This window comes from Streptomyces sp. BE20 (assembly GCF_036322525.1).
Classification (GTDB): domain Bacteria; phylum Actinomycetota; class Actinomycetes; order Streptomycetales; family Streptomycetaceae; genus Kitasatospora.
This window is the reverse complement of sequence record NZ_JAQYWW010000961.1, coordinates 1-20,513: the sequence shown is the minus strand read 5'-3', so window position 1 is coordinate 20,513 and position 20,513 is coordinate 1. Positions and strand designations below refer to the sequence as shown.

At 73.1% G+C, this 20,513-nt stretch carries 14 protein-coding genes and 1 pseudogene; 8 read left to right on the top strand and 7 right to left on the bottom strand.

Annotated elements, in window-relative coordinates:
- Window positions 1–530: 530 nt before the first annotated feature.
- Together PUR61_RS24780 and PUR61_RS24775 are read left to right on the top strand one after the other, a co-directional pair.
- Window positions 531–4,322 (top strand): nSTAND1 domain-containing NTPase, encoded by a 3,792-nt coding sequence (locus PUR61_RS24780; RefSeq protein WP_329881590.1) that lies wholly within the window; start codon window positions 531–533, stop codon window positions 4,320–4,322.
- A 117-nt stretch (window positions 4,323–4,439) separates the two neighbouring features.
- Window positions 4,440–5,193 (top strand): annotated as a pseudogene (locus PUR61_RS24775) (metallophosphoesterase family protein); the annotation flags it as partial.
- Window positions 5,194–5,354: 161 nt separating this feature from the next.
- Here PUR61_RS24775 and PUR61_RS24770 read toward each other — a convergent pair.
- From PUR61_RS24770 to PUR61_RS24745, 6 genes are all read right to left on the bottom strand, one after another.
- Complete coding sequence (locus tag PUR61_RS24770) at window positions 5,355–5,648, bottom strand: DUF1330 domain-containing protein (RefSeq protein WP_329881589.1); 294 nt, start codon at window positions 5,646–5,648, stop codon at window positions 5,355–5,357.
- 112 nt (window positions 5,649–5,760) lie between these two features.
- The gene (locus tag PUR61_RS24765; RefSeq protein WP_329881588.1) at window positions 5,761–7,215 is read right to left on the bottom strand and encodes an MFS transporter; all 1,455 of its coding nucleotides are present in this window, start codon (window positions 7,213–7,215) and stop codon (window positions 5,761–5,763) included.
- A gap of 26 nt (window positions 7,216–7,241) precedes the next feature.
- Window positions 7,242–7,700 (bottom strand): MarR family winged helix-turn-helix transcriptional regulator, encoded by a 459-nt coding sequence (locus tag PUR61_RS24760; protein WP_329881587.1) that lies wholly within the window; start codon window positions 7,698–7,700, stop codon window positions 7,242–7,244.
- A gap of 673 nt (window positions 7,701–8,373) precedes the next feature.
- A complete protein-coding gene (locus PUR61_RS24755; protein WP_329881586.1) occupies window positions 8,374–10,923 on the bottom strand; it encodes a methyltransferase domain-containing protein in 2,550 nt (849 codons plus the stop codon).
- Window positions 10,920–11,051, bottom strand: coding sequence for a hypothetical protein (locus PUR61_RS24750; protein ID WP_329881585.1), 132 nt, complete (start codon window positions 11,049–11,051; stop codon window positions 10,920–10,922). The genes PUR61_RS24755 and PUR61_RS24750 overlap by 4 nt, the downstream gene beginning before the upstream one ends.
- Before the next feature lie 41 nt (window positions 11,052–11,092).
- Window positions 11,093–12,331, bottom strand: a complete 1,239-nt coding sequence (locus PUR61_RS24745; RefSeq protein WP_329881584.1) for a cytochrome P450 — start codon at window positions 12,329–12,331, stop codon at window positions 11,093–11,095.
- A 383-nt stretch (window positions 12,332–12,714) separates the two neighbouring features.
- Between PUR61_RS24745 and PUR61_RS24740 the strand changes: the two genes are divergently transcribed.
- The 6 genes from PUR61_RS24740 (at window position 12,715) to PUR61_RS24715 (ending at window position 18,329) form a co-directional block, all read left to right on the top strand.
- Window positions 12,715–13,539 carry a prenyltransferase gene (locus PUR61_RS24740; protein ID WP_329881583.1) on the top strand — a complete coding sequence of 275 codons (825 nt, stop codon included), beginning with the start codon at window positions 12,715–12,717 and terminating at the stop codon, window positions 13,537–13,539.
- 43 nt (window positions 13,540–13,582) lie between these two features.
- Window positions 13,583–14,626: a type III polyketide synthase gene (locus PUR61_RS24735; RefSeq protein WP_329881582.1), complete on the top strand. Its 1,044-nt coding sequence runs from the start codon at window positions 13,583–13,585 to the stop codon at window positions 14,624–14,626.
- Window positions 14,627–14,679: 53 nt separating this feature from the next.
- A complete protein-coding gene (locus PUR61_RS24730; RefSeq protein WP_329881581.1) occupies window positions 14,680–15,537 on the top strand; it encodes an SDR family oxidoreductase in 858 nt (285 codons plus the stop codon).
- A 95-nt stretch (window positions 15,538–15,632) separates the two neighbouring features.
- Window positions 15,633–16,802: a nitroreductase/quinone reductase family protein gene (locus PUR61_RS24725; RefSeq protein WP_329881580.1), complete on the top strand. Its 1,170-nt coding sequence runs from the start codon at window positions 15,633–15,635 to the stop codon at window positions 16,800–16,802.
- Between the two features lies 1 nt (window position 16,803).
- Window positions 16,804–17,484: a class I SAM-dependent methyltransferase gene (locus PUR61_RS24720; protein WP_329881579.1), complete on the top strand. Its 681-nt coding sequence runs from the start codon at window positions 16,804–16,806 to the stop codon at window positions 17,482–17,484.
- A gap of 557 nt (window positions 17,485–18,041) precedes the next feature.
- Entirely contained in the window at window positions 18,042–18,329 is a 288-nt protein-coding gene (locus PUR61_RS24715) for a winged helix-turn-helix transcriptional regulator (protein ID WP_329881578.1), read from the top strand.
- A gap of 625 nt (window positions 18,330–18,954) precedes the next feature.
- Here PUR61_RS24715 and PUR61_RS24710 read toward each other — a convergent pair.
- Window positions 18,955–20,361 carry a pyridoxal phosphate-dependent decarboxylase family protein gene (locus PUR61_RS24710; RefSeq protein ID WP_329881577.1) on the bottom strand — a complete coding sequence of 469 codons (1,407 nt, stop codon included), beginning with the start codon at window positions 20,359–20,361 and terminating at the stop codon, window positions 18,955–18,957.
- Window positions 20,362–20,513 lie beyond the last annotated feature (152 nt).

Genomic DNA, 20,513 nt, shown 5'->3' with positions numbered 1-20,513 from the left:
TTCTGCGTGGGCGGCGGCGCGGCGCCCGTGGTAATCGTCATACGGGCGATTGTGCTGGGCTCAGGTGACCTCCGGTAGGTGTCAGCCCTCGGCCGGCTCTCCGACGAGGCACGACGTCAACACGCCGGCAACCCCGAGACCTCCGGGGCGCAGCAGGCGCTGCGAGCGGTCGGCGGTGGCGGCCTTGAGGACGCCGGGCGCGCCGGGCGCGCCGGGCGCGCCGCAGTCCGTCGCGGTGGGGCTTCTCTCCTGGCCGGCGGTCAGGGTGTCTCGCCGGAGGGGCGGGGCCTTGGTGCGTGGCCCCGACCTTCCATAACGAGCGGGACCGGTGGCCGACCGTTCGGTCGGCCACCGGTCCCGCTCCGTACACGCCTCGGACCCGGCCTCCGCACCGCAAGGCCGTCCGAGGCGTCCCCCGTGCCAACAACCTTGCGGTGGATGCGCATTGTCCGAAAGGGCCCTCTGGGCAGGACATTCAATTCGGACAATGATGCGGGTGCGGCGGGACGGGCCCGCCCGGGGGTGGTGGCATGGACGCGCGGCCGAACGGAACGAGGCGCCAGGCCCGACTGGGCAGGCCGGAGCGGTTCGTGGACCCGCAGGCCGGCCCGGTGGAGCGGCTCGCCTGGGAGCTGCGGCAGTTGCGCGACCGGGCCGGTGCCCCGAGCTACCGTGCGCTGGCGAAGGCCTCGCACTACTCGGCCAGCACGCTCGCGGAGGCCGCGAAGGGCGAACGCCTGCCGTCGCTGGCCGTGGTGCTCGCCTACGCGCGGGTGTGCGGCGGCGGGCAGGCGGAGTGGCAGGCCCGCTGGGAGGCGGCCTCCCGGGCACTCCGGGGCCCGTCGGCGGGGGCGGGGGCGGGCGGCGAGGACCGTGCGGACGGAAGCGCTCCGGCTCGCGACCCGTACCTCGGGCTGGCCCCGTTCGGCACCGCAGACGCCGGCCTGTACTTCGGGCGGTCGGAGCTGGTGGGCGATCTGGTGCGGCTCGTGGACCGCCACCGGCTGACGGCGGTGGTCGGCGCCTCAGGCAGCGGCAAGTCTTCGCTGCTGCGGGCGGGGCTGCTCCCGCGGCTCGACGAGTCCTGGCACACCGCCCTGCTGGCCCCTGGCGACCGCCCGCTGCGCGCACTGGCCTCGGCGGTCTGCGCGCTGACGGGCGGTGACACCGAGGCGCTCGCCCGCGTCCTGGCCGGCGAGCCCGAGGCGCTGGGGATCGCGCTGGACACCTGGCTGGTCACCCAGCCCGCCGACCGGCGCGCGGTCCTCGTCGTCGATCAGTTCGAGGAACTCTTCACCACCTGTCCGGACGCCGGGGAACGGGAAGCGGTCCTGGCCTGCCTGGCCCTGACGGCCGACGACCGCACGGCCTGCGACCCCGTGGCAGGCCACCGGGCCGCCGCGGGCCGGGTGCGGTTCGTCATCAGCGTGCGCGCCGACTTCTACGACCGCTGCCTCGCCCACCCCGAGCTCGCGGGCGCCCTGCGCCGCGGCGCCCAACTGCCGGTCGGTACCCCCACCCGGGGCGAGCTGCGGGACATCGTCACCGAACCCGCCGCCGGAGCGGGCGTCGTGGTGGAACCCGAACTGCTGGAGGCCGTCCTCTCCGAGGCCACCGACCAGCCCGGCGCCCTGCCGCTGGTGGCCCACGCGATGCGCGAGGCCTGGACCAGGCGCAGCGGGGATGTCCTGCGGCTGGCCGACTACCAGGCCACCGGCGGCATGCGGGGAGCCATCACCCAGACCGCCGAGGCGGTGTACGCCGGCCTTCCGCCCGGACACCAGGAGGCCATGCGGATGCTGTTCCTGCGGCTCACCGCCCCGGGCGAGGGTACCGAGGACACCCGCCGCCGCCTGGCCCGCGCGGAACTCGACGGCCTCGCCGACGCCGGGACCATCGACGACCTGCTGCACCGGCTCGCCGCCGCGCGGCTGATCGTCCTGTCCGACGGGACCGTCGACGTCGCCCACGAGGCGGTCATCCGCTCCTGGCCGCGGTTGCGCCACTGGCTGGACGTCGACCGCGAGGCCCTGCGCGCGCACCGCCGGCTCACCCAGGCCGCCCGGACCTGGCACGAGCTCCACCGCGACCCGGGGGCGTTGTACCGCGGCGCGCAGCTCGCCGGTGCCCGGGGCTGCTCGCGGTCGGGCGGCTCGACGCTCAACCGTCTGGAGGCCGCCTTCGTGGCGGCCAGCACCACTGCGGACGACCGGCTCGGCCGCCGCAGGCGCTGGACGGTCGTCGCGCTGGCCGCGCTGACGGTCCTCTCACTGGTGCTGGCCGCGACCGCGTACGTCCAGAAGACGCAGTCCGACGCCCAGCGCCGGATCGCGGTCTCCCACGAACGGGCCGCCCAGTCCCGGCAGTACCTGGAGAAGGAGCCCGAAACCGCTGCCCTGGTCGCACTGGAGGGCTACCGGGCGGCCCGCACCACCGAGGCTCGCGGCAGTCTGCTGAGCGCCTACGGCGCCTACACGTCCAGGCAGTTCGCCGGTCACGGTAGCGCCGTCCTGGCCGTGGCGTACTCACCTGACGGCCGCACCCTGGCCACCGGCAGTGCCGACCACACCGTGAAGCTGTGGGACACCGCCACCCACCGCATGCTCGCCACCCTGACCGGCCACGGCAGTACCGTCATGACGGTCGCCTTCAGCCCGGACGGCCGCACCCTGGCCAGCGCCGGCGCCGACCGCACCGTCCGGCTGTGGGACGTCTCCTCCGGGCGTACGACGGGCATCCTCACCGGCCACACCGGCGCCGTCTGGTCGGCGGCGTTCTCCCCCGACGGCCGAGCCCTCGCCACCGGTGGCGCCGACCGCACCGTCCGGCTGTGGGACGTCTCCTCCGGGCGTACGAAGGGCGTCCTCACCGGCCACACCGACTCCGTCCGGTCGGTGGCGTACCTGCCCGACGGCCACACCCTGGTCACCGGCGGTGCCGACCGCACCGTCAACCTGTGGGACACCGTCACCCCCCAGATGTCGAACACCTTTCTCGGCCACACGGGCGCCGTCACCACAGTCGCCGTCAGCCCCGACGGCAGCACCCTGGCCACGGGCAGCGCCGACCGCACCGTCCGGCTGTGGAGTCTGACCTCGTACACCGGCACGGCCGTCCTCGACGGGCATGTGCAGGAGGTGAGCCAGGTCGCGTTCACCTCCGACGGCCGTACCCTGGCGACGATCGGCCAGGACGGCACCTTCGCCTGGTGGGACGTGGCCGAGCGGCGGATGACCGACACGTTCCACGAGACCAACTCCGCCGCCCCCGCGCTGGCCCTCTCCCCCGACGGCACCGAGCTGGCCACCACCGCCGCCGACCACACCGTCCACACCTGGGACGTCAGGACCCGCCGAACCACCGCCACCATCGGCACCGCGGACGGCACCAAGACCGTCGCCGCCTACGCTCCCGACGGCCGGACGCTCGCCGTCGGCCACGTCGACGGCTCCGTCACCCTGTGGGCCACCGACCCGCCCCGTCCCCTCGCGACCTTCGCGGCACACGACCAGGACATCATGCACCTGGCGTTCTCCCCGGACGGACAGCTGCTGGCGACCGTGAGCTCCGGGAACACGGTGCGGCTGTGGGACGCCGCGTCGGGCCGCCCGGTCGCCTCACTCGAAGGCCACACCGGCAGCGTGTCGAGCGCCGCGTTCTCCCCCGACGGCCGCACCCTCGCCACCAGCAGCTACGACCGCACGGTACGGCTGTGGGACCTGGCCACCCACCGGCCGACGGCTGTCCTCCAGGGGCACACCAACATGGTTGCCCAGGCCGTCTTCTCCCCCGACGGCCGTACCCTCGCCACCAGCAGCTACGACCGCACGGTACGGCTGTGGGACCTGGCCTCGCGGGCGGAGTTCGCCGTCCTGCCCGAGGACACCGCCGCCCTCACGGCCCTGGCGTACTCCCCCGACGGCCGCACCCTCGCCACCGGCAGCGCCGACGCCACCGTACGCCTGTGGAACGTGGCGCAGCGCCGCAGCGTCGCGACCCTCACCGGCCACATCAACACCGTCTTCTCCGCCGCCTTCAGCGCCGACGGCCGCACACTGGCCACCACGGACGCCAGCGGCAGGGTCTGCCTGTGGGACGTGGCCGGGCAGCGGATCACCGCACGGCTCGACGGCCACACCAGAGGCGTGCACGGGGCCGCCTTCAGTCCCGACCGGAGCTCGCTCCTCACCGTAGGATCGGACGGGGTACGGCTGTGGCCCACGGACGCGGACCGGATCGCCGACCGCGTCTGCGAACTGAGCCGGACCAACCGGTGGTTCGGGCTCTTCCCTGAAGCGGCCCTGGGCGACGTCTGCCGCTGAGCGGAAGCCGGCCGCACCACTGCCCCGGCGCCGGCCGGGGCGAGGCGGGCAGCACCGTCGCTACGCGCCGGACGAAAGATCACATCACTCGGCTGCCTCCGTCCCACAGTGGTGACCATGCCGAACCGAGTAGCCGTCCTGTCCGACATTCACGGAGTCCTGCCGGCCCTGGAAGCTGTACTCGCCGAACCGGACGTCAGCACCGCCGATCACATCGTGCTCACCGGCGACATCACCGCCGGCCCGCAACCCGCCCAGGTTCTCGACCTCCTGACCAGCCTCGGCGACCGCGTCATCTGGATCAGCGGCAACGCCGACCGCGAACTCCTCGAATACCGCCGCGGACAACGCGAAACGATCCCCGATCCGATCGCTTCCTGGGCAGCCGAACAGCTCCGCGAAGACCATCTCGACCTCCTCGGCTCGCTTCCACGATCACTTCCCCTGTCCGTGAACGGCCTGGGAAGAGTGCTGTTCTGCCATGCGACCCCTCGCGACGACGAGGAGGTCGTCCTGGTCGACTCCCGCCTCGACCGCTGGGAGGAAGTCTTCGACGGACTCGATGCCGACATCCGCACCGTGGTCTGCGGCCACACCCACATGCCCGTTCGTCCGCCTCGCCCATGGCCGACTCGTGATCAACCCCGGCAGCATCGGGATGCCCTACGGCCGAACCGGAGCGCACTGGGCCCTCCTGGGCCCGGGCGTCGAACTGCGCACCACACACGTCGACCTCCAAAACCGCAGCCACCCGGCTCAGCCAGGACTCGTCCTGTCCCGGCATCACCGGATGGGCCGACTACTTCCTGCACGCTCGCGCGACCGACGCCGACGCCCCCCCGCAGCCTTCGCCCCGCGGGACGGACGCGACCACAACCCGTGGCACTCGCCCCCCTCCACAACATCCGGGAAAGGCTCACACGGCGACCCGGATCGGTGCTGCGCCGTGCTGTCCGGCCGGACCGGCGCGCCGACGAGCCGGGGTGATCCCCCCGGTCGGCTTCCTGTTCGCCGCCGACGCAGCCCCGATCGTCAGTCGAGGCCTTCGACGATGCGGAAGTCGCGCTCGACGCCGTCGGCAAGTGCGGCCAGCGCCACCTGGTAGGCCGCACTCGCGTGTGCGGCGACCGCCTGTTCGAAGCTGTCGAACTCGATCAGGACGGTGCGCCCGGCGATTCCGGCGTCGTGTGCAACGACCCGGCCGCCGCGAACGAGCACCCGCCCGCCCGCAGCCTTGACGGCTGGACCAGCCAGCTTGTTGTAGGCAGCCAGCTTCTCGGGGTCCGCAATGGTGCGGTAGGCACTGACCCAATAGCCCTTGACCACGGTACCTCCTGTGTTCGGAATCGATTCTGAGAAACATGCTCGGGTCCACGGCCGGCGCGCTGTGGGCGAGCGAGCCGGCGGAGACGGCGTCGACGTCGGACGGCTTCGATCCTCAGCTTCCCGTTCGACGCGACCGGCCCGGGCCCGACACATCGACCGGGGCTGTGATCGGATTGGTCCCGGGTGAGCGTCGGCGGGCGAGGGCGAGGCCGACCGTCGTCGTGATCACCATCGCGGCGACGCCGACCAGCGCCGCGGTCGTGTAGGCGTCGTCGTTCGGGAAGAGGCGACCCGTGGCGGTGCCGGCGGCCAGGACCAGACCGCCGATGGCGCTGCCCAGGGAGTACCCGACGCTGCGGACGACGTAGTTGAAGCTCATGGCGCTCGACGTCTCGCTCTTGGGGGTGACGGCCAGGATGACGCCGGGCACGGCGGCCGAGAAGCTGCCCACGCCGAAGCCCAGCACACCCATGGCCGCGAGCAGTTCGGCCAGGGTGGACCGGGCGGTGGCGAACAGGACGAACCCGCCGCCGACGACGGCGGCGCTCCCGGCCAGGAGCAGGGGGCCGTCGATCCGCGTCCGGACCCGCGGCGTGAGCTTGCCGGCGACGAACCCCAGCACGGAGAACGGGATGAGGACCAGCCCCGCCACGAGGGTGGTCAGTCCGAAGCCGTACCCGGCGCTGTGCGGCGTCTGCGCGTAGCGGGTGATGAGCGTGAGCAGGAGGTACATGCCGCTCCCGCCGACGAACATGGCGATGTTCGCCCCGGCGACCGCCGGGTGCCGCACCGCCCGGACGTCGACCAGGGGTGTCTTGGTTCGCAGTTCGGAAACGGTCCAGCCGCCGAGCAGGAGTACGGCGGCGACGGCGAGGGCCACCGCCACGGCGAGGTGTCGGCTCCACAGGCTCCTCTCGCCGGCCAGGAACAGGACGAGGAACAGTCCACCCGCCAGGACGAGCGCACCGGCCACGTTCAGGTGAGCGGAGCGGCCTTCGGGAGCTGCGGGCACGGAGCGCCACGCGGTCACGAAGGCGATGGCGGTGACGAGCACGCCGAGGCCGTAGGCGGCCCGCAGTCCGCCGAACTCGGCGAGCAGCGCGGCCAGCGGGTAGCCGACGCCGGCTCCGATGACGGAGACCACGGAGATCAGGGCGATCGTGGCCGCGCTGCGATCCTCGGGAAGATGGTCGCGGGCCACGCCCATCATCAGCGCCGTGAGACCGAGTCCGGCGCCTTGGGCCGCTCTGCCCACGAGCAGCCAGGCGAACGGCAGCGGCAGCACGGTGAGCGCGCTGCCGACGACGACGATCGCCAGCGTGGCGAGAATCGTGGCCCGCCGGTGCGGGCCGGCTCCGAGCCGGCCGAGGACGGGTGTGGCGACGGCGCCGCCGAGCAGGGCGATGGTCAGCGTCCACTGCGCGCTGTCGAGGGAGACGTGGAACGTGGTCGCCACGCTGGTGATGAGCGGCGTCCCGAGGCTGGCGACCGCCGCCACGACCAGGGCGATGAACATCAGGGCGGGGACCAGCGGACGTGCCTCGGAACGTATCGGGGCCGTGCTCATGGGCCGGTCATGAGCCTGGGCCCCGGTCACCGGTCCGAGTCCTCTCGGGTGCGGCTTTCGAGCTCCGCCAGATGCAGCAGCGCCGGAAGGGCTGCTGCCAGGGCTTCGACCTCGTCACCGGTGAGTTCCTCGATCAACCGCGCGTACGCGGCGACGCCCGCCCGGCGTCGCGTCCGGACGTACGACGCGCCGGCCTCGGTCAGGCACACCAGCGTGACCCGCTTGTCGGACGGATCGCCCTTCCGCTCGACCAGCCCGGATTCCTCCATCACCCGGACCAGGACGGTCATCGCGGGCTGGGTGACGCCCTCGGCCACCGCCAGATCGGTGATCCGTCGCGGGCCGGTCCTGTCCAGGGTGGCCAAGGTGGCGGCGGACGTCAGGCTCATGTCGCGGGGAAGGCGTCTCACGGCCCTGGTGGCCAGACCGTAGAGGGCTGACCCGATGGCATCGGAAGCGCCGTGCGCGGCGTCTCGGCGACTCATGCCTAAAGCATAACAGGTTTATATGAATCCTTTATGCATCTCCCGGCCGGGGTTCGGCGACACATCCCGGCGGCATCCTGAGTGGGCCCGGACAGTCGTGGAGTCCACACCGACCAGAGACAGGTCCACCTCACCGCGCCTCGCGGCACGCCAGGACCGGGCACGATTCCTGGGCCGTGCTGGATTGAGAAGCGCAGGCCCCTCACCAGGACAACCTCACGATCCGGAGTGGCAGTCAGGTCGGTGCTCCCGCCGGGTGTTGCCTCTTCGATCCCGTCCGGCAGCTTGATGGATCCGTCGATGATCGTCGGCCGGGACGGCGCACGGCACGCGGTGCAGGTACTCCACGAACGCGGCGGCAGCGCGCCCGAGGCCGTCCACGACCTCACGGTCGACGGCCCGCGAACCTGCGGCACGACGGGCTCCCCGAACACGTTTCGCCGGCCCTTCCCCCAGGCGGGAGGCATGCCCTGTGGCTCGTGGGGCAGACGGGAGTGGCGGTGCACGGTCTGCCCCACACAGGCCGTGCACCGTCGTCAGTGCCCGTGCGGTGCGACGGCCACCGGAAACCTCCGCACCGTGCGATCGGGAGCCGTTCGCCGCCCTGCGGTACCGGCCCGGCCAGGCCGGGTCAAGCACAGCTCCGTCCGCGTCGGTACGCCGGGCGTGCCGCTCACGGAGTCCCGTCCTGCAGCGGCTTCACACCGGCCACGCCGTAGAGGATCCTCTCGGACTTTCCGCTGCGCATCCGCACGCCGTAGCCGCGTCCCACGGACCACGAGACGAGGTCCCGGACGACCGGGACGACACCGAAGACATCGACGGGAACGCCGTGCGCCGCGCACGCCTCGACGATCCGCCGGGGGGCGATGAACGCCCGGTGGTCGTGGGAGCCCTTGGGCGCGGCCCAGGTCAGCGGCAGGCCTTCCCCCAGCGTGATGACCGAGAGCCGGGCCAGGAAGGTCTCGGCGATGGTGTCCATGACGAGGGTGCCGCCGGGCTTGAGCAGCCGGCAGCACTCGGCGATCACGTCGAAGGGGCGCGCCACGTGTTCGAGGCAGTACCCGGCCACGACGACGTCCGCGCAGCCGTCGGGAAGCGGGATGTCGTGGATGTCGTGGATCAGGACCTCGTCGACGCCGTGCCGCAGGGCCACCTCCGCGCTCCTGACGGACACGTCGACGCCGATGTGCCGGTAGCCCTTGTCCGCGATGTGCGGGTGCAACAGACCTCCGCCGCAGGCCACGTCGACCAGCACGGCGCCGGGGCTGCGGGCCGGGGGGATGTGCTCGGCCCGGGTGCGCGCGCACCAGTGGAGGATGGCGAGCGGGCCCCGGCGCTGCCACCACAGCGTCGACCAGGAGTCGTACTCGGCCGGCTCCGCCGTGTCGGGACCGCCGGTGATCGTGGGGGTCCCGGAGGACGTCCGGGAGCGGCGCGTGTGCAGGGCGACCGCCCAGAGCGCGAGCGCGTCGGCGCGGACGTTCGCGGGAGGTCCGTCGCCGCTCCGCCGCTGGTGACGCAGCAGGAAGGCGACGGCGGCGTCGGTGCGCGGCCCGTCGAGGACCCCGGTGGTGTGGGCGGCGATGACGCACCGGGCGGTCTGCGCCACCGTGCTCGGCGCAGCCGTGGCCGCGGTCGCCGTACCCGGGTCACTCGGCCGTCCGGGGGTGCCGGGGGCTCCCGCGGTGTCCTCGCTCCACCCGCCGTCCGGGTTCTGCTGCTGGTAGATCCACTCCATCGCGCCCTCCACCGCGAGGTGCCCGGCTCCGATTCCGGCGGCTACGAGCCCGAGCAGGACCTCGGAGGTTTCGCGGAGTCGGCCGCCGCGGCCGTCGTTCCAGAACCCTTCGACGGCCTGCTGCGCCAGCAGGAGGCGCACGGCGCGGCCCACGGCCGGATGCCAGCCGTATCCCTCGGCGCACAGCGCCTCGACGACGTGGGCGGTGACGCCCGGCGCCGGGGGTGCGACGACGCCCGGGCCGGCCGCGGCCCACCGGCCGGGCCGAGCGGAGCGGTGGATGCCGTCGCGCGACCAGCCACCGTTCGCGGACTGCCGTCCGAGGAGCCACAGGACGCCTTCGGCGACGGCGGTGTCCACTTCGCGGGCGCGCGGCGCGTCGACGGCATGCAGGGCGGTGAGGACGAGCGCGGTGCCGGCCACGTCGGACACGCTCATGGGGGCGAGGACGGGCCGGTCGGCCGTGCCGCCGTCCCGGCCGGACAGCAGCCGGTCGAGCGCGCGGTCCACCGCCGGGTCCGAGCCGGCCCGCTCCCCCGCCGCGGCCAGGGCCCGCAGGACGACGGCGGCGTCCACCGCGGCCGCGGGGCGGGCGAGGACGTCCTGCCGGGCCAGGGCGTCGAGCGCGGCGCGTACGGCCGGGTGCCGGGTGCCGTGGCCGAGGGCCCACAGGGCGAGCGCGCAGACGGCCGTGTGCGGCCGGTCGCCGCCCCAGTTCCCGGCGCTCTCCTGCCCGTCGAGCAGGAGGCGCTCCGCCTCGCCCAGCGCGTCGCGACGCAGGGGCGGCGGAGCGGTCCGGCCGAGGGCCTGGGCGGTGCGCAGCACGGCGGTGACCGCGGCTCCGCGCAGGCCGGCGCGCTCGCGCCGACCGACCCGCAACGGCTCTGTTTCGATGGGGAGTTCGCGTACCGGGCGGACGGATCCCAGCACGCCGACCGCAGCGGCGAGCGCGCGAGCAGGGCCGTTCGAGCCGCCGGCGGCGGGGGCCCGGGAAGGGACGAGCAGTTCCGGGGGCAGGAGCCCGAGACCGTTCCAGCCGACCGCTCCGGTGATCGCCAGCAGGAGGTGGGCGGGTTCGGGCTCCAGCGCCCGGATGCCGCCGTGCCGCCCGGTGAACCGCGCGGCGCGGTCGAGGACCGCGTGGTCCGCGGTACGGCCGAGGGCCTGGAGGGCGAGGCGGGCGAGCACGGTCGTGGACAGGTCGGAGGGCCCGCCGACCTGTCGGGGGAAGCCTCCGTCGGCGTTTTGCCGTGCGGTGATCCACTCGTGCTGCTTCGCTTCCCGGACCGGGTCGACGGCGTCCAGGAGGCGGTGCACGAGGAGGCCGACGGCCTCCCCGTGGACGTCTCCGGCCGCGCCGTCGACGCTCGCGTCGGCCTCCTCGTCCTGCCGGTCGGCCAGGGCCACGCGTGCGGCCGCGAGGACCTCTTCCGCCGTACGCCCGGCCCCGTCGGCTCGCGGGTCGCTGCGCTGCCCGGTCACCGGGCCTCGCTCCCCTCGCGGGCGCCGTACGACGGGCCGGCGGGGCGGCGGAGGGACACGGCGGCTGCGGGCGCCGGGAGTTGGGGCGCGGTCGCCATGAAGGCAGAGAGTTCGGGTGCGGTGTCCAAGGTCAGCGGGCCTCCTGTTCGTCCGGGCGGACGGTGGCGGTTCACCATGTGACGGGCAGGGTCTCGGGTCCCCGGAAGATCAGACCGGTCTTCCACTTCACGGAGTCCGGCTCGCCGGCGAGCCCGATGTCGGGCATCCGCGCCAGCAGTGCGCCCAGCGCGACCTGGAGCTCCATCCGCGCCAGGGCCGCGCCCACGCAGCGGTGCGGGCCGTGACCGAATGCCAGGTGCTGGCGGGCGGTGGAACGGGTGAGGTCGAGGAGGTCGGGCCCGTCGAAGATCCCCGGGTCCCGGTTGGCGGCGTTGGTCGAGGTCAGCACCGGCCGGCCGGCCGGCACCGTGCCGCCGCCGAGGTCGACGTCGGTCGTGGCGTAGCGCGGGTAGGCGGCGCAGACCGTCAGCGGGGTGAACCTGAGCAGTTCCTCGACGGCGTCGGGGAGCAGTTCCGGGCGGGCCTTGAGGAGCGCCAGCTGGTCGGGGTGGGTGAACAGGACGTAGGCGAAGTTGGCGATCTCGTTCGCCGTGGTCTCGTAGCCGGCGATGAGCAGCAGCATGCACAGGAAGACCAGTTCGTCCTCGGACAACCGGTCGTCCTGGTCACGGGCCGCGACCAACTCGCTGATCAGGTCGTCGGCCGGATCTGAACGCCGAGCCTGGACCAACCCGCCCATGTACGCCAGGAGTTCACCCATGCTCTCGATCCGGGCCTGTCCGTTGTCGCCGCCGACGAGCTGGTTGACCTCCGTGACCCACCCGTGGAACCGGTGGCGGTCCCGGTACGGGACCCCGAGCAGGTCGCAGATGACACCGATGGGGAACGGGACGGCGAAGTCCCGGACGAGGTCGGCCGGCGGCCCGGTCCGGACCATCGTGTCGACGAGTGAGGCGGCCAGCCGTTCGGCCGACGGGCGCATCAGTTCCGCGCGCTGGGCGGTGAACGAGGCCGCGATGAGGCGGCGGATGCGGGGGTGGTCGGGCGGGTCCATGTCCATCAGGCCCAGCGGCACCAGGTCGGGGGTGACCCGGGGCTGGTCGGTGCCCTCCGGCACGGACCGGCGAAAGCGCGGGTCCGTGAACACCGTCCTGACGTCCTCGTAGCGGGTGACCAGCAGGCCCGGATCGCCGTACGGCATGCGGACCGGGCACAGCGGTTCGCTCGTCCGCGCCCGCTGGTAGAGCTCGTGCAGGTCGAGCGCATGGACCGGCGTGAACGGATAGGGCCGTTCCTGCCCGGTTCCCTCTTTCTCCGCACGCCCCCCGTCGCGGCTCTCGGTACTCATGCCCCACCCCCATTGTCCGGAAGTCCGTTTCCCGGCTCCACCGGGCCGATGACGGCGGACACTAACAGGCCGGTGCCGGGTTCGCAGGGGTCACCGGTGTCCCCACCGGACATCGGTGTCTCTGGACGGAGGCGCATTGCGCGACTTCAATCTGCCGGGTGTCCGGAAGTCGGCCGGGGACCGCGGCCGCCGCTCGTTCCAGCGCACTGCGAACCCGACGACGTCGCACTCGGACCCGTTTTCCAGGGCCGTCCGCCAAGGGGGAATAATCAAGAATGCCGGAATCCCGGTTGGAAAGGTCCGAGCCCTCGACCGCCGCTCCCCCGACTTCCGCACGCCCGCTCCCACGGGTGCGGGCGTGGGTTTCGGCGATGGGGCTGCAAATGACCGCGGTGGTGCTGCTCCAGGTGCTGTTCGCACTCTCCGTGGCCCGCCACCTCGGCCCCCTCTCCACGAGCCGGGCCCTGCTCACGCTGGCCCTGTTCGTGCCGGAGTCCGTCTCCCGGCGCCTGCTCAACGACTACGACGATTTCAAGCGCGGTGTGGACGTGCCGGAAACGGCCCGGCGGGGCAGCGCCCTGGCCACCGGCCTTTCCATGCAGCGCGTACGGGCGGTCGGCCTGGCCTGCTTCACGGCCGGAATCCTGGCGCTGGGCTGGCTGCTGTACACGGCGAATCCGTGGTCGTTGGCCCTGCTCCCGCTCTCGTTCGCCGTGCTGGTGTATTCCGGCGGGCCGGTCCCGCTCGGACACCACGGGCTCGGCGAACTCATGGACTTCGTCGTCTGCGGTTTCTACGTCGTGGCCGTCGTGATCTGGGTCAACGTCCGGCAACTGCCTTTCGCGGCCGTGATGGCGGCGGTCGCCGCGGGATTCCTCTTCGCCGCGACGATGTTCCACAACGATCTGCGGGACAGCGTCGAGGACCTCCGGGCGGGAAAGCGCACCCTCGCCCATGCGCTGTCACCGCGCGCCTCCAAGATCTGCTACGCGGTGTTCGTGCTCGCACCGTACCCGTGCCTCGTCCTCGTCGCGCATGCGCTCGACTCCTGGCGATTCGCCGCTCCCCTGGCCACCCTTCCCTACGCGGTCTGGCTGGTCGTCGGGGTGACGCGGTCCCGACTGGGAGGAACGATGCCGTCGTGGATGCACCTGCCGCGGCTGCTGGCGTCGGTCTTCGCCCTGCTCTCCCTGGCCGTATGGATATGACGAATCATCACATAACTCCGACCGTGGTCGAGGTGGTCACCGAATGTCTGTCCTGTGCCCTCCAGCGGTGCACTTCCCCGAGCACGAGGTCACCCTCGCGGACACGCTCGCGACGGCACGCCGGCTGCATCCGCGGCATCCACGCCTGGACACCGTCCTGCGTCTGATCGAGAACACCGGGGTGCGCACCCGTCGTCTCCTCCAGCCCCTGGACCTCACCCTCGCCCACCCCGGCGTCGCCGCACGCACCGGCCTGTACTGGGAGGCGGTGCGCACCCACCTGCCGGCCCTGGTCACGGAGGCGCTGGAGCGGGCCGCGATGTCCCGCGACCAGATCCACGCCGTGGTCTTCGTGTCGTGCACGGCCTTCACCATGCCGTCCCCGATCGTCTGGATGATCAACGAGTTGGGGTTCTCCACCGACGTCGACCAGATTCCGCTCGCGCAGCTCGGTTGCGCCGCGGGCAGCGGCGCGATCAGCGCCTCCGCCCGCTACTGCCGGGCCCACCCGGACCGCAACGTCCTGATCGTGGCCTTCGAACTGTGCTCGCTGTGCTACCAGCCGACCGATACCGACGTGGGCGCGCTCCTCTCGGCCGGCCTCTTCGGCGACGGCTTCGCCGCGGCGGTGATGCGCGGCACGGCCCGCTCGGGCCTCAGGATCGAGCGGTCGGCGTCCGAGACCATCGCGAGCACCGCGGACTGGATCTCCTACGACGTCCGGGAGACCGGATTCCACTTCCGCCTGGACAGCCGGGTCCGGCACACCATGCGCGCGGTCACTCCGGCCATCGGCAAGGTGGTGGAGGAGGCGGGCTGGAGCACCGGAGAGCTGGACTTCGTCCTGGCCCACGCCGGTGGCCCGCGCATCCTGGACGACCTCACCCGGTTCCTGGACATCGATCCGGCGCTCCACCGGTTCAGCCGGGCGGCGCTCTCGGAACACGGCAACACCGCGAGTGTCCTGATCTTCGACGCGTTGGCGCGCTTCTGGGACGACGGGGCGGCCCGGCCGGGTGCGCGCGGCGTCATCGCGGGCTTCGGCCCCGGGGTCAGCGCCGACTTCTCCCTGGGGGTGGTCCTGTGAAAGGCGGTCGAGGTCCTGCCGGGTCCGTACGCGGGAGGCCGGGCGCGCCGCCGGTGGTGCTGATCACCGGCTGCTCCTCCGGCATCGGCCGGGCGGTCGCCCTTCGGGCCGTGCGCGCGGGATTCACCACCGTGGCGACCGCCCGGAAGCCCGAGTCGCTGGCCGAACTCGAAGCCGCGGGCTGCCTGGTGCGCGCACTGGACGTGACCGACGCCGAGGCCCGCCACCGGGTGGTGGAGGAGCTCGACGAGAAGCACGGCGGGGTCGACGCGCTCGTCAACAACGCCGGCTACGGCGAGTTGGGCCCCTTCGAGGAGGTCCCGCTGGATCGCTGGGACCGGCAGTTCCAGACCAACGTCTTCGGTCCGGTGGCACTCACCCAGCTCGTCCTGCCGGGGATGCGGGAGCGCGGGTACGGACGCATCGTGAACGTCAGCTCCCTGGCCGGAAAGATCGTGCTGCCCGTGGGCGCCGCGTACCACGCGAGCAAGTTCGCCCTGGAGGCCGCGATGGAGGCGCTCTGGCTGGAGGTGCACCGGTTCGGCATCGAGGTGAGCCTGGTACTGCCGGGCGCCGTGAACTCCCGCTGGGCGGACAACGTCCCGGAGCAGAACGAGTACGCCTCCGGCGCGTACGGCGACCTGGTCTCCGAGTTGGCGCGGCAGATGGCCGAGCGACTGCCGCGCGGCGCCTCCGTCGAGTACGCGTCGTCGGTGGTGATGCGCGCGCTCACGGAGAGCCGTCCGCGTCTGCGCTACCCGGTGGGAGCCGACGCACGCGTCCTGCTGCCGCTCAGCCGGATGGTGCCCGCGCGACTGTGGTCGGCGTGGGTGCGCAGCCACTTCCCCTCGATCCGGCACCCCGCGCCACGGCCCGTGAACCCGCCGACGGTCGACCGGACCCGCCGATGACCGCGGCGCCGCACCCCGGGCGCGGGATCCGTGCGCCGGGGGCCGGGTTGGCACGGACCGGTTCCGCCGTCCGGCCGTCGGACACGGGGTCCCGCGTGGCGGCGGCCGGGGTGCTGGTCGGTGCGGCCGGGCTGGCCGCGGCGTTCAGGGGGCCGCGGCGGGCGCACTGGAGCACGCTCGCGCTGACGCACGGCGCACTGGGGCTGGCCGCGTCGGTCGTGGAACCGTCCGCCCGGCACCGGTCCGCGGGGCGGGAGGACGTCGTGACGGCCCTGCGCATCGGCGCGGGCATGGTCGCGGGGAGCGTGCTGATCGACGCGGTGGTGCGACGCGCCGTGCCCAGGATCGCGGCCGACGCGGAGTCCCTGCGGGCGCTCACCGCCACCGCGGACCCGCTGCGGATGTGCGCGCATCTGCTGCTCGTGATCGCCCCCGCCGAGGAGCTCTTCTGGCGGGGCCTGGTGCAGGGCCGCCTCACACGCCGGCTCGGCGCCGGCCGGGCCGCCGCCGCCACCGCCCTGCTGTACGGCCTGGCCCACGTACCGACCGGCAACGCGGCCGTGACCGGCGCCGCCGCCGGCCTGGGCGGCAGCCTGTCGCTGATGCGTGCCCGGGGCGCGAGCCTCGAACGCCTCGCGCTGGTCCACGCGTTCTGGGTGGTGCCGACGCTCCTGGCCGAGCGCGCCCGCGGCGCCGACGGCACCCCCCGGGGTCCCGCCGCACCCAGGCCCGCGCCCGACCGCGGCACGCACCACCGCGGCACCGCCGACGAGAAGGGTCCCGCCATGACGACAGCCCCGGCCGGCCGACGGATCGGCCGGACCGTGACTTTGTGGGGGCGGTTCGCCCAGCGCGTGAACAACGCGGTGCACATCGCCCTGTACGAGCGGACCGGCGGGCGGCTGGGCGGGCGGATGCTCGGCAACCAGGTCGGCATCCTGACCACCGTACGGCCCCGCGACGGCGGGCCGTACTCCGTCCCCCTGTTCACCTTCCGCGACGGGGCGGATGTCATCGTCGTCGCCTCGTACCGGGGGTCGTCCGGCGATCCCCGGTGGTTCCGCAACCTGCTGGCCGATCCGGACGCGGTCCTGCGCGTCGGCGGCCGCGTGCAGGCGGTGCGGGCGCGGGTGCTGGAGGCGGAGGAGCGGGCCGCCGCGTGGCCGCGCGTCGTGCGCGGCTTCGCGGGGTACGCGGACTACCAGCGCCGCACGACGCGGGAGATCCCCCTGGTCCGGCTGTCCCCGCGACCGGAGCACGGCTGAGGTGCCTGCCCCCGAGGAAGCCTCCCCCTCCCCCCTCGCCGTTCACGCGGGCCAGGCGCTGTACACCCGGTCCTTCCTGCGGATCTACGACACCCTCGTCTACCGCGTCAACTCCCCGCTCACCTGGCGCTGTCCGAAGGAGCGCCTCGTCGCGCTCTACGACCGGCACGTCTCGGGCAACCACCTGGACGTCGGCGTCGCCTCCGGGGTGCTGCTCGACGAGTGCCGCTTCCCCGTCCCGGCGCCGGACCTCACGCTGATGGACCTCAACCCGTCGTCGCTGGCCGCGGCGGACCGGCGCCTGCGCCGCTACCGTCCGCGGCTCCACCGGGCCGACGTGCTGCGGCCGTGGGGACTGCCGCACGGGTCAGTGGACTCCGTCGGCATGTGCCACCTGCTGCACTGCCTGCCGGGGACGCTCGCGGACAAGGCCGTGGTCCTCGAACACGCCAGGCTGGTGCTGAAGCCGGGCGGCACGCTGTTCGGCGCGACCATCCCGGGCTCGGGGGTCGACCACAACCGATCGGCTCGGCTCCAGCTGGGCCTGGCCAACCGGCACGGGATCATGTCCAACCGGCTGGACCGACCGGAGGACCTCGATGCGGCCCTCGCCGCCGTCTTCCCCGAGCACGAAGTCGTGGTGACAGGCTCGGTGGCGCTCTTCTGGGCGCGAACGGGATAAAGAGGACGCAGCCCTGTGATCGACGGGGAAGGGCTGCCCGGCATTCGCCATGGCGGGACAATCCCCCGGCCCCGCCGAACCGTTGACCCACTGCAATGCCGCAGACATGCTTGTCGTGTAATTGTCAGTAAGGACTTGTCGAGACGGCATTGTATTCGCACGTGAGCTGGTGCGGGCACACTCGTTCCTGAGTGGCCCGAAGTGGACCACCGTGAGGGGGAAACTCGGTGTTCGGTCCAAATCGGACGAACGTGGCACGCACGCTCCAAACATCGAAGGACGACAGGCGCAACGGCGGCCGATACCCCCCACCGCAGCGCCCCGGGAAACGGCCGGGACAAGCCCTCGCCTCCGAGAGGGGTTTGCCGATTTCCGACCGCGCTCCGGCCGGGGCCTCCGTACCACCCGGTGGAGCCCCCCAGTCCGGCCGGGTTCCGGCTCCCGGCGGACGGGAGCAGGCGGAGCGTGGCGAGCCGGCCGGAAGAAGACCCGGCGCAGCAGCAGATCCGGACACACCGCCCCAGGAACACGGACACTTCCACGACGCGTACGAGGCCGTGCGGATCCTCTCCGGCAAGTGGGTCTTCGCCGTACTGATCCAGCTCGCCGGAGGGCCGCACTACCACAACGACCTGGCGCGTTCGACGGGCATGGCCGAGAACAAGCCCCTGGACCGCGCCCTGCGCCGCCTCCTCCACATGCGCCTGGTCGCCCGCACGGTACACAACGCCGGCGGCTCCGCACCCCGGGTGTCCTACCAGCTCACACCACGCGGCCATTCCGTACTGCCGATCATCGACGAACTGGCGGGGTGGTGGCAGGCGACGGAACGTCCCGAGGGCTGAGGCCCGTGCTCCGCGCCAGGCCCCGGCACGGCACGGCGGCCGACAGCAGCCGGACGGACCACGGCCTCACCGCCGACGGCGGTGAGGCCGTGGTCCCGGCGAGGACACGAGAGCATGCACCGAACGGACCCGCCCTGCCGCGCAGCACCTCTCCGCGCATCGGCCACCCTCGCTCAAGGCGGGCGGCAGCCGTTCCGGGCGAATCCGGTCCGTCACAGCCCCGCCATCGGGATTCGACGGCAGGCCGAGCGTGACGACGCGGCCGGTCCGCTTCTCCCCGATTTGCTGGACCGCCATCACGGACAGGCCCTGATTGAGACGCCGGCGGCCGCCCGTATGCCGCTCGGCCCCGTCGGCGCTCCCCGGTGACCAGAAATACTGTCGGGAGATTGTCGGACGATCACAGGGATCTCGTCTCGCAGAGCGTCGCTTTCCGTCGGACAGGTACGCCGGTCGCGCCGCTGCTCCTCGCAAGGGAGACTCGCATGTCGGCACCCCACCGAGCCGGCGGCCCGCTGATTGAATGCCGAGCGGTCCGCTTTTCGTATCTGCCCGGAAGGGGTCGTGGCTGTTGCCCGGCCGGCGGAGGTGGCGCGTGCGGCACGAAGTACTGCGGCGCCGCCGGTCAGTGCGCGGCGGCCGCCGCGCGCAGCGCCGCGAGGACGCGGTCGGTGTCCGCGCCGGTGGTGCGCCAGTTGCTGAAGGCCGCGCGCACGGCCGGCACCCCGTCCAACACCGTCGGCGTCAGGAACGCCTCCCCGGAGGCCGCGACGCGGCGCAGCAGTGCGTCGATGTCGTCCTGAGCGGGTCGGCCGGCGAGGGTGAAGCAGACGACGTTGAGGCGTACCGGTGCCAGCAGTCGGAATGCCGGTTCCGCGGCGAGGGCCGCGCCGAGTCGGGCTGCTTCGGTGCAGGTGCGTTCGACGATCTCGCGGTGTCCCGTGCGGCCGTAGGCGGTGAGGGCGAACCAGGTGGGCAGGGCGCGCAGCCGTCTGGAGTTCTCGGGGGCCAGGTGGACGGGGTCGGGGTCGGCGGTCGGGGCGCCGAGGTAGGGCGAGGTGTTGTGGAAGGCGGCGATTTGCAGGTCCTGGCGGCGGGTGAACTGCACGGCGGCGTCGTACGGGACGTTCAGCCACTTGTGGAGGTCGACGCAGACCGAGTCGGCCGCGTCCAGGGCGGCCACGAGGTGCTCGTGGGCCGGTGAGAGCGCGGCGAAGGCGCCGAACGCGGCGTCGACGTGCAGCCAGAACGGGTACTGCTCGCGCAGTGCGGCGATGGCCTGCAGGTCGTCGAAGTCGACGGTGTTGACCGTGCCCGCGTTGGCGACGACCACGGCCGGGCGCCCCTCCAGCGACGCGAGTTCATCGGCGAGGGCCCCCACGTCGACCGCCTCCCGGCCCTCCAGCGTCCGCACCCGCCGCAGTGCGCCCCGGCCGAGCCCGAGCACGGACAGTGCCTTGCCGATGCTCGAATGCGCGGCGCCCGACAGGACCTCGACCGGCCCGAGAGCGGCAAGGCCGTCCCGGGTGACGCTGACGCCACGCTGCTCCCCCATCCACTCGCGGGCGACGGCGAGGCCGACGAGGTTCGACATGGTCGCGCCGCTGACGAAGACGCCCGTGTGGGCCTCGCTCAGTCCGAAGAGACTGCGCAGCCAGCCGAGCGTCTCCTGCTCCAGGTCCGCTGCGGCCGAGCCGATGCGGTTGCTGACGTTCTGGTCGAAGGCGGACGTCAGCCAGTCGCCGGCGAGGGCCGCCGGGGTCACGCCGCCCGTGACGAAGCCGAGGTAGCGCGGGCCGGCACTGCCGCTGAACCCCGGCTCCCACCGCTCGGCGAACAGCTTCAACGCGCCGTCGGCGCCGCTGCCCTCCACCGGGAGCGGCAAGCCGGCACCGGGGGCACCGGTCGCCCCGTCACCGGCCCGCACCACGGGACGGTCCCCGATGCCGGCGAGCACGTGCGCGGCACGATCACTCACCGCGTCGAGGAGTTCGCGCAGGCGGTCGAGGTCTTCACCGAGTCGAGGATGCATACCCACAGCCTAGAGCCGGGCCCGCTCCCCCAACCAGCACTACGTCCCACACGAAGGATCCTGACGACCCACCAGGCGAGGACCCCTCAGGACCCTCGCCGGACCGTGGCCGCAGGAACCACAGGCGGCCGGAAGCCCGCGAGTCCTGCGGG

Bases quoted from the DNA above. Each gene is read 5' to 3' on its own strand.
- PUR61_RS24780 (WP_329881590.1), top strand. From the start codon at position 531: ATGGACGCGCGGCCGAACGGAACGAGGCGCCAGGCCCGACTGGGCAGG.
- PUR61_RS24765 (WP_329881588.1), bottom strand. From the start codon at position 7,215: ATGAGCACGGCCCCGATACGTTCCGAGGCACGTCCGCTGGTCCCCGCC.
- PUR61_RS24760 (WP_329881587.1), bottom strand. From the start codon at position 7,700: ATGAGTCGCCGAGACGCCGCGCACGGCGCTTCCGATGCCATCGGGTCA.
- PUR61_RS24745 (WP_329881584.1), bottom strand. From the start codon at position 12,331: ATGAGTACCGAGAGCCGCGACGGGGGGCGTGCGGAGAAAGAGGGAACC.
- PUR61_RS24740 (WP_329881583.1), top strand. From the start codon at position 12,715: ATGACCGCGGTGGTGCTGCTCCAGGTGCTGTTCGCACTCTCCGTGGCC.
- PUR61_RS24735 (WP_329881582.1), top strand. From the start codon at position 13,583: ATGTCTGTCCTGTGCCCTCCAGCGGTGCACTTCCCCGAGCACGAGGTC.
- PUR61_RS24710 (WP_329881577.1), bottom strand. From the start codon at position 20,361: ATGCATCCTCGACTCGGTGAAGACCTCGACCGCCTGCGCGAACTCCTC.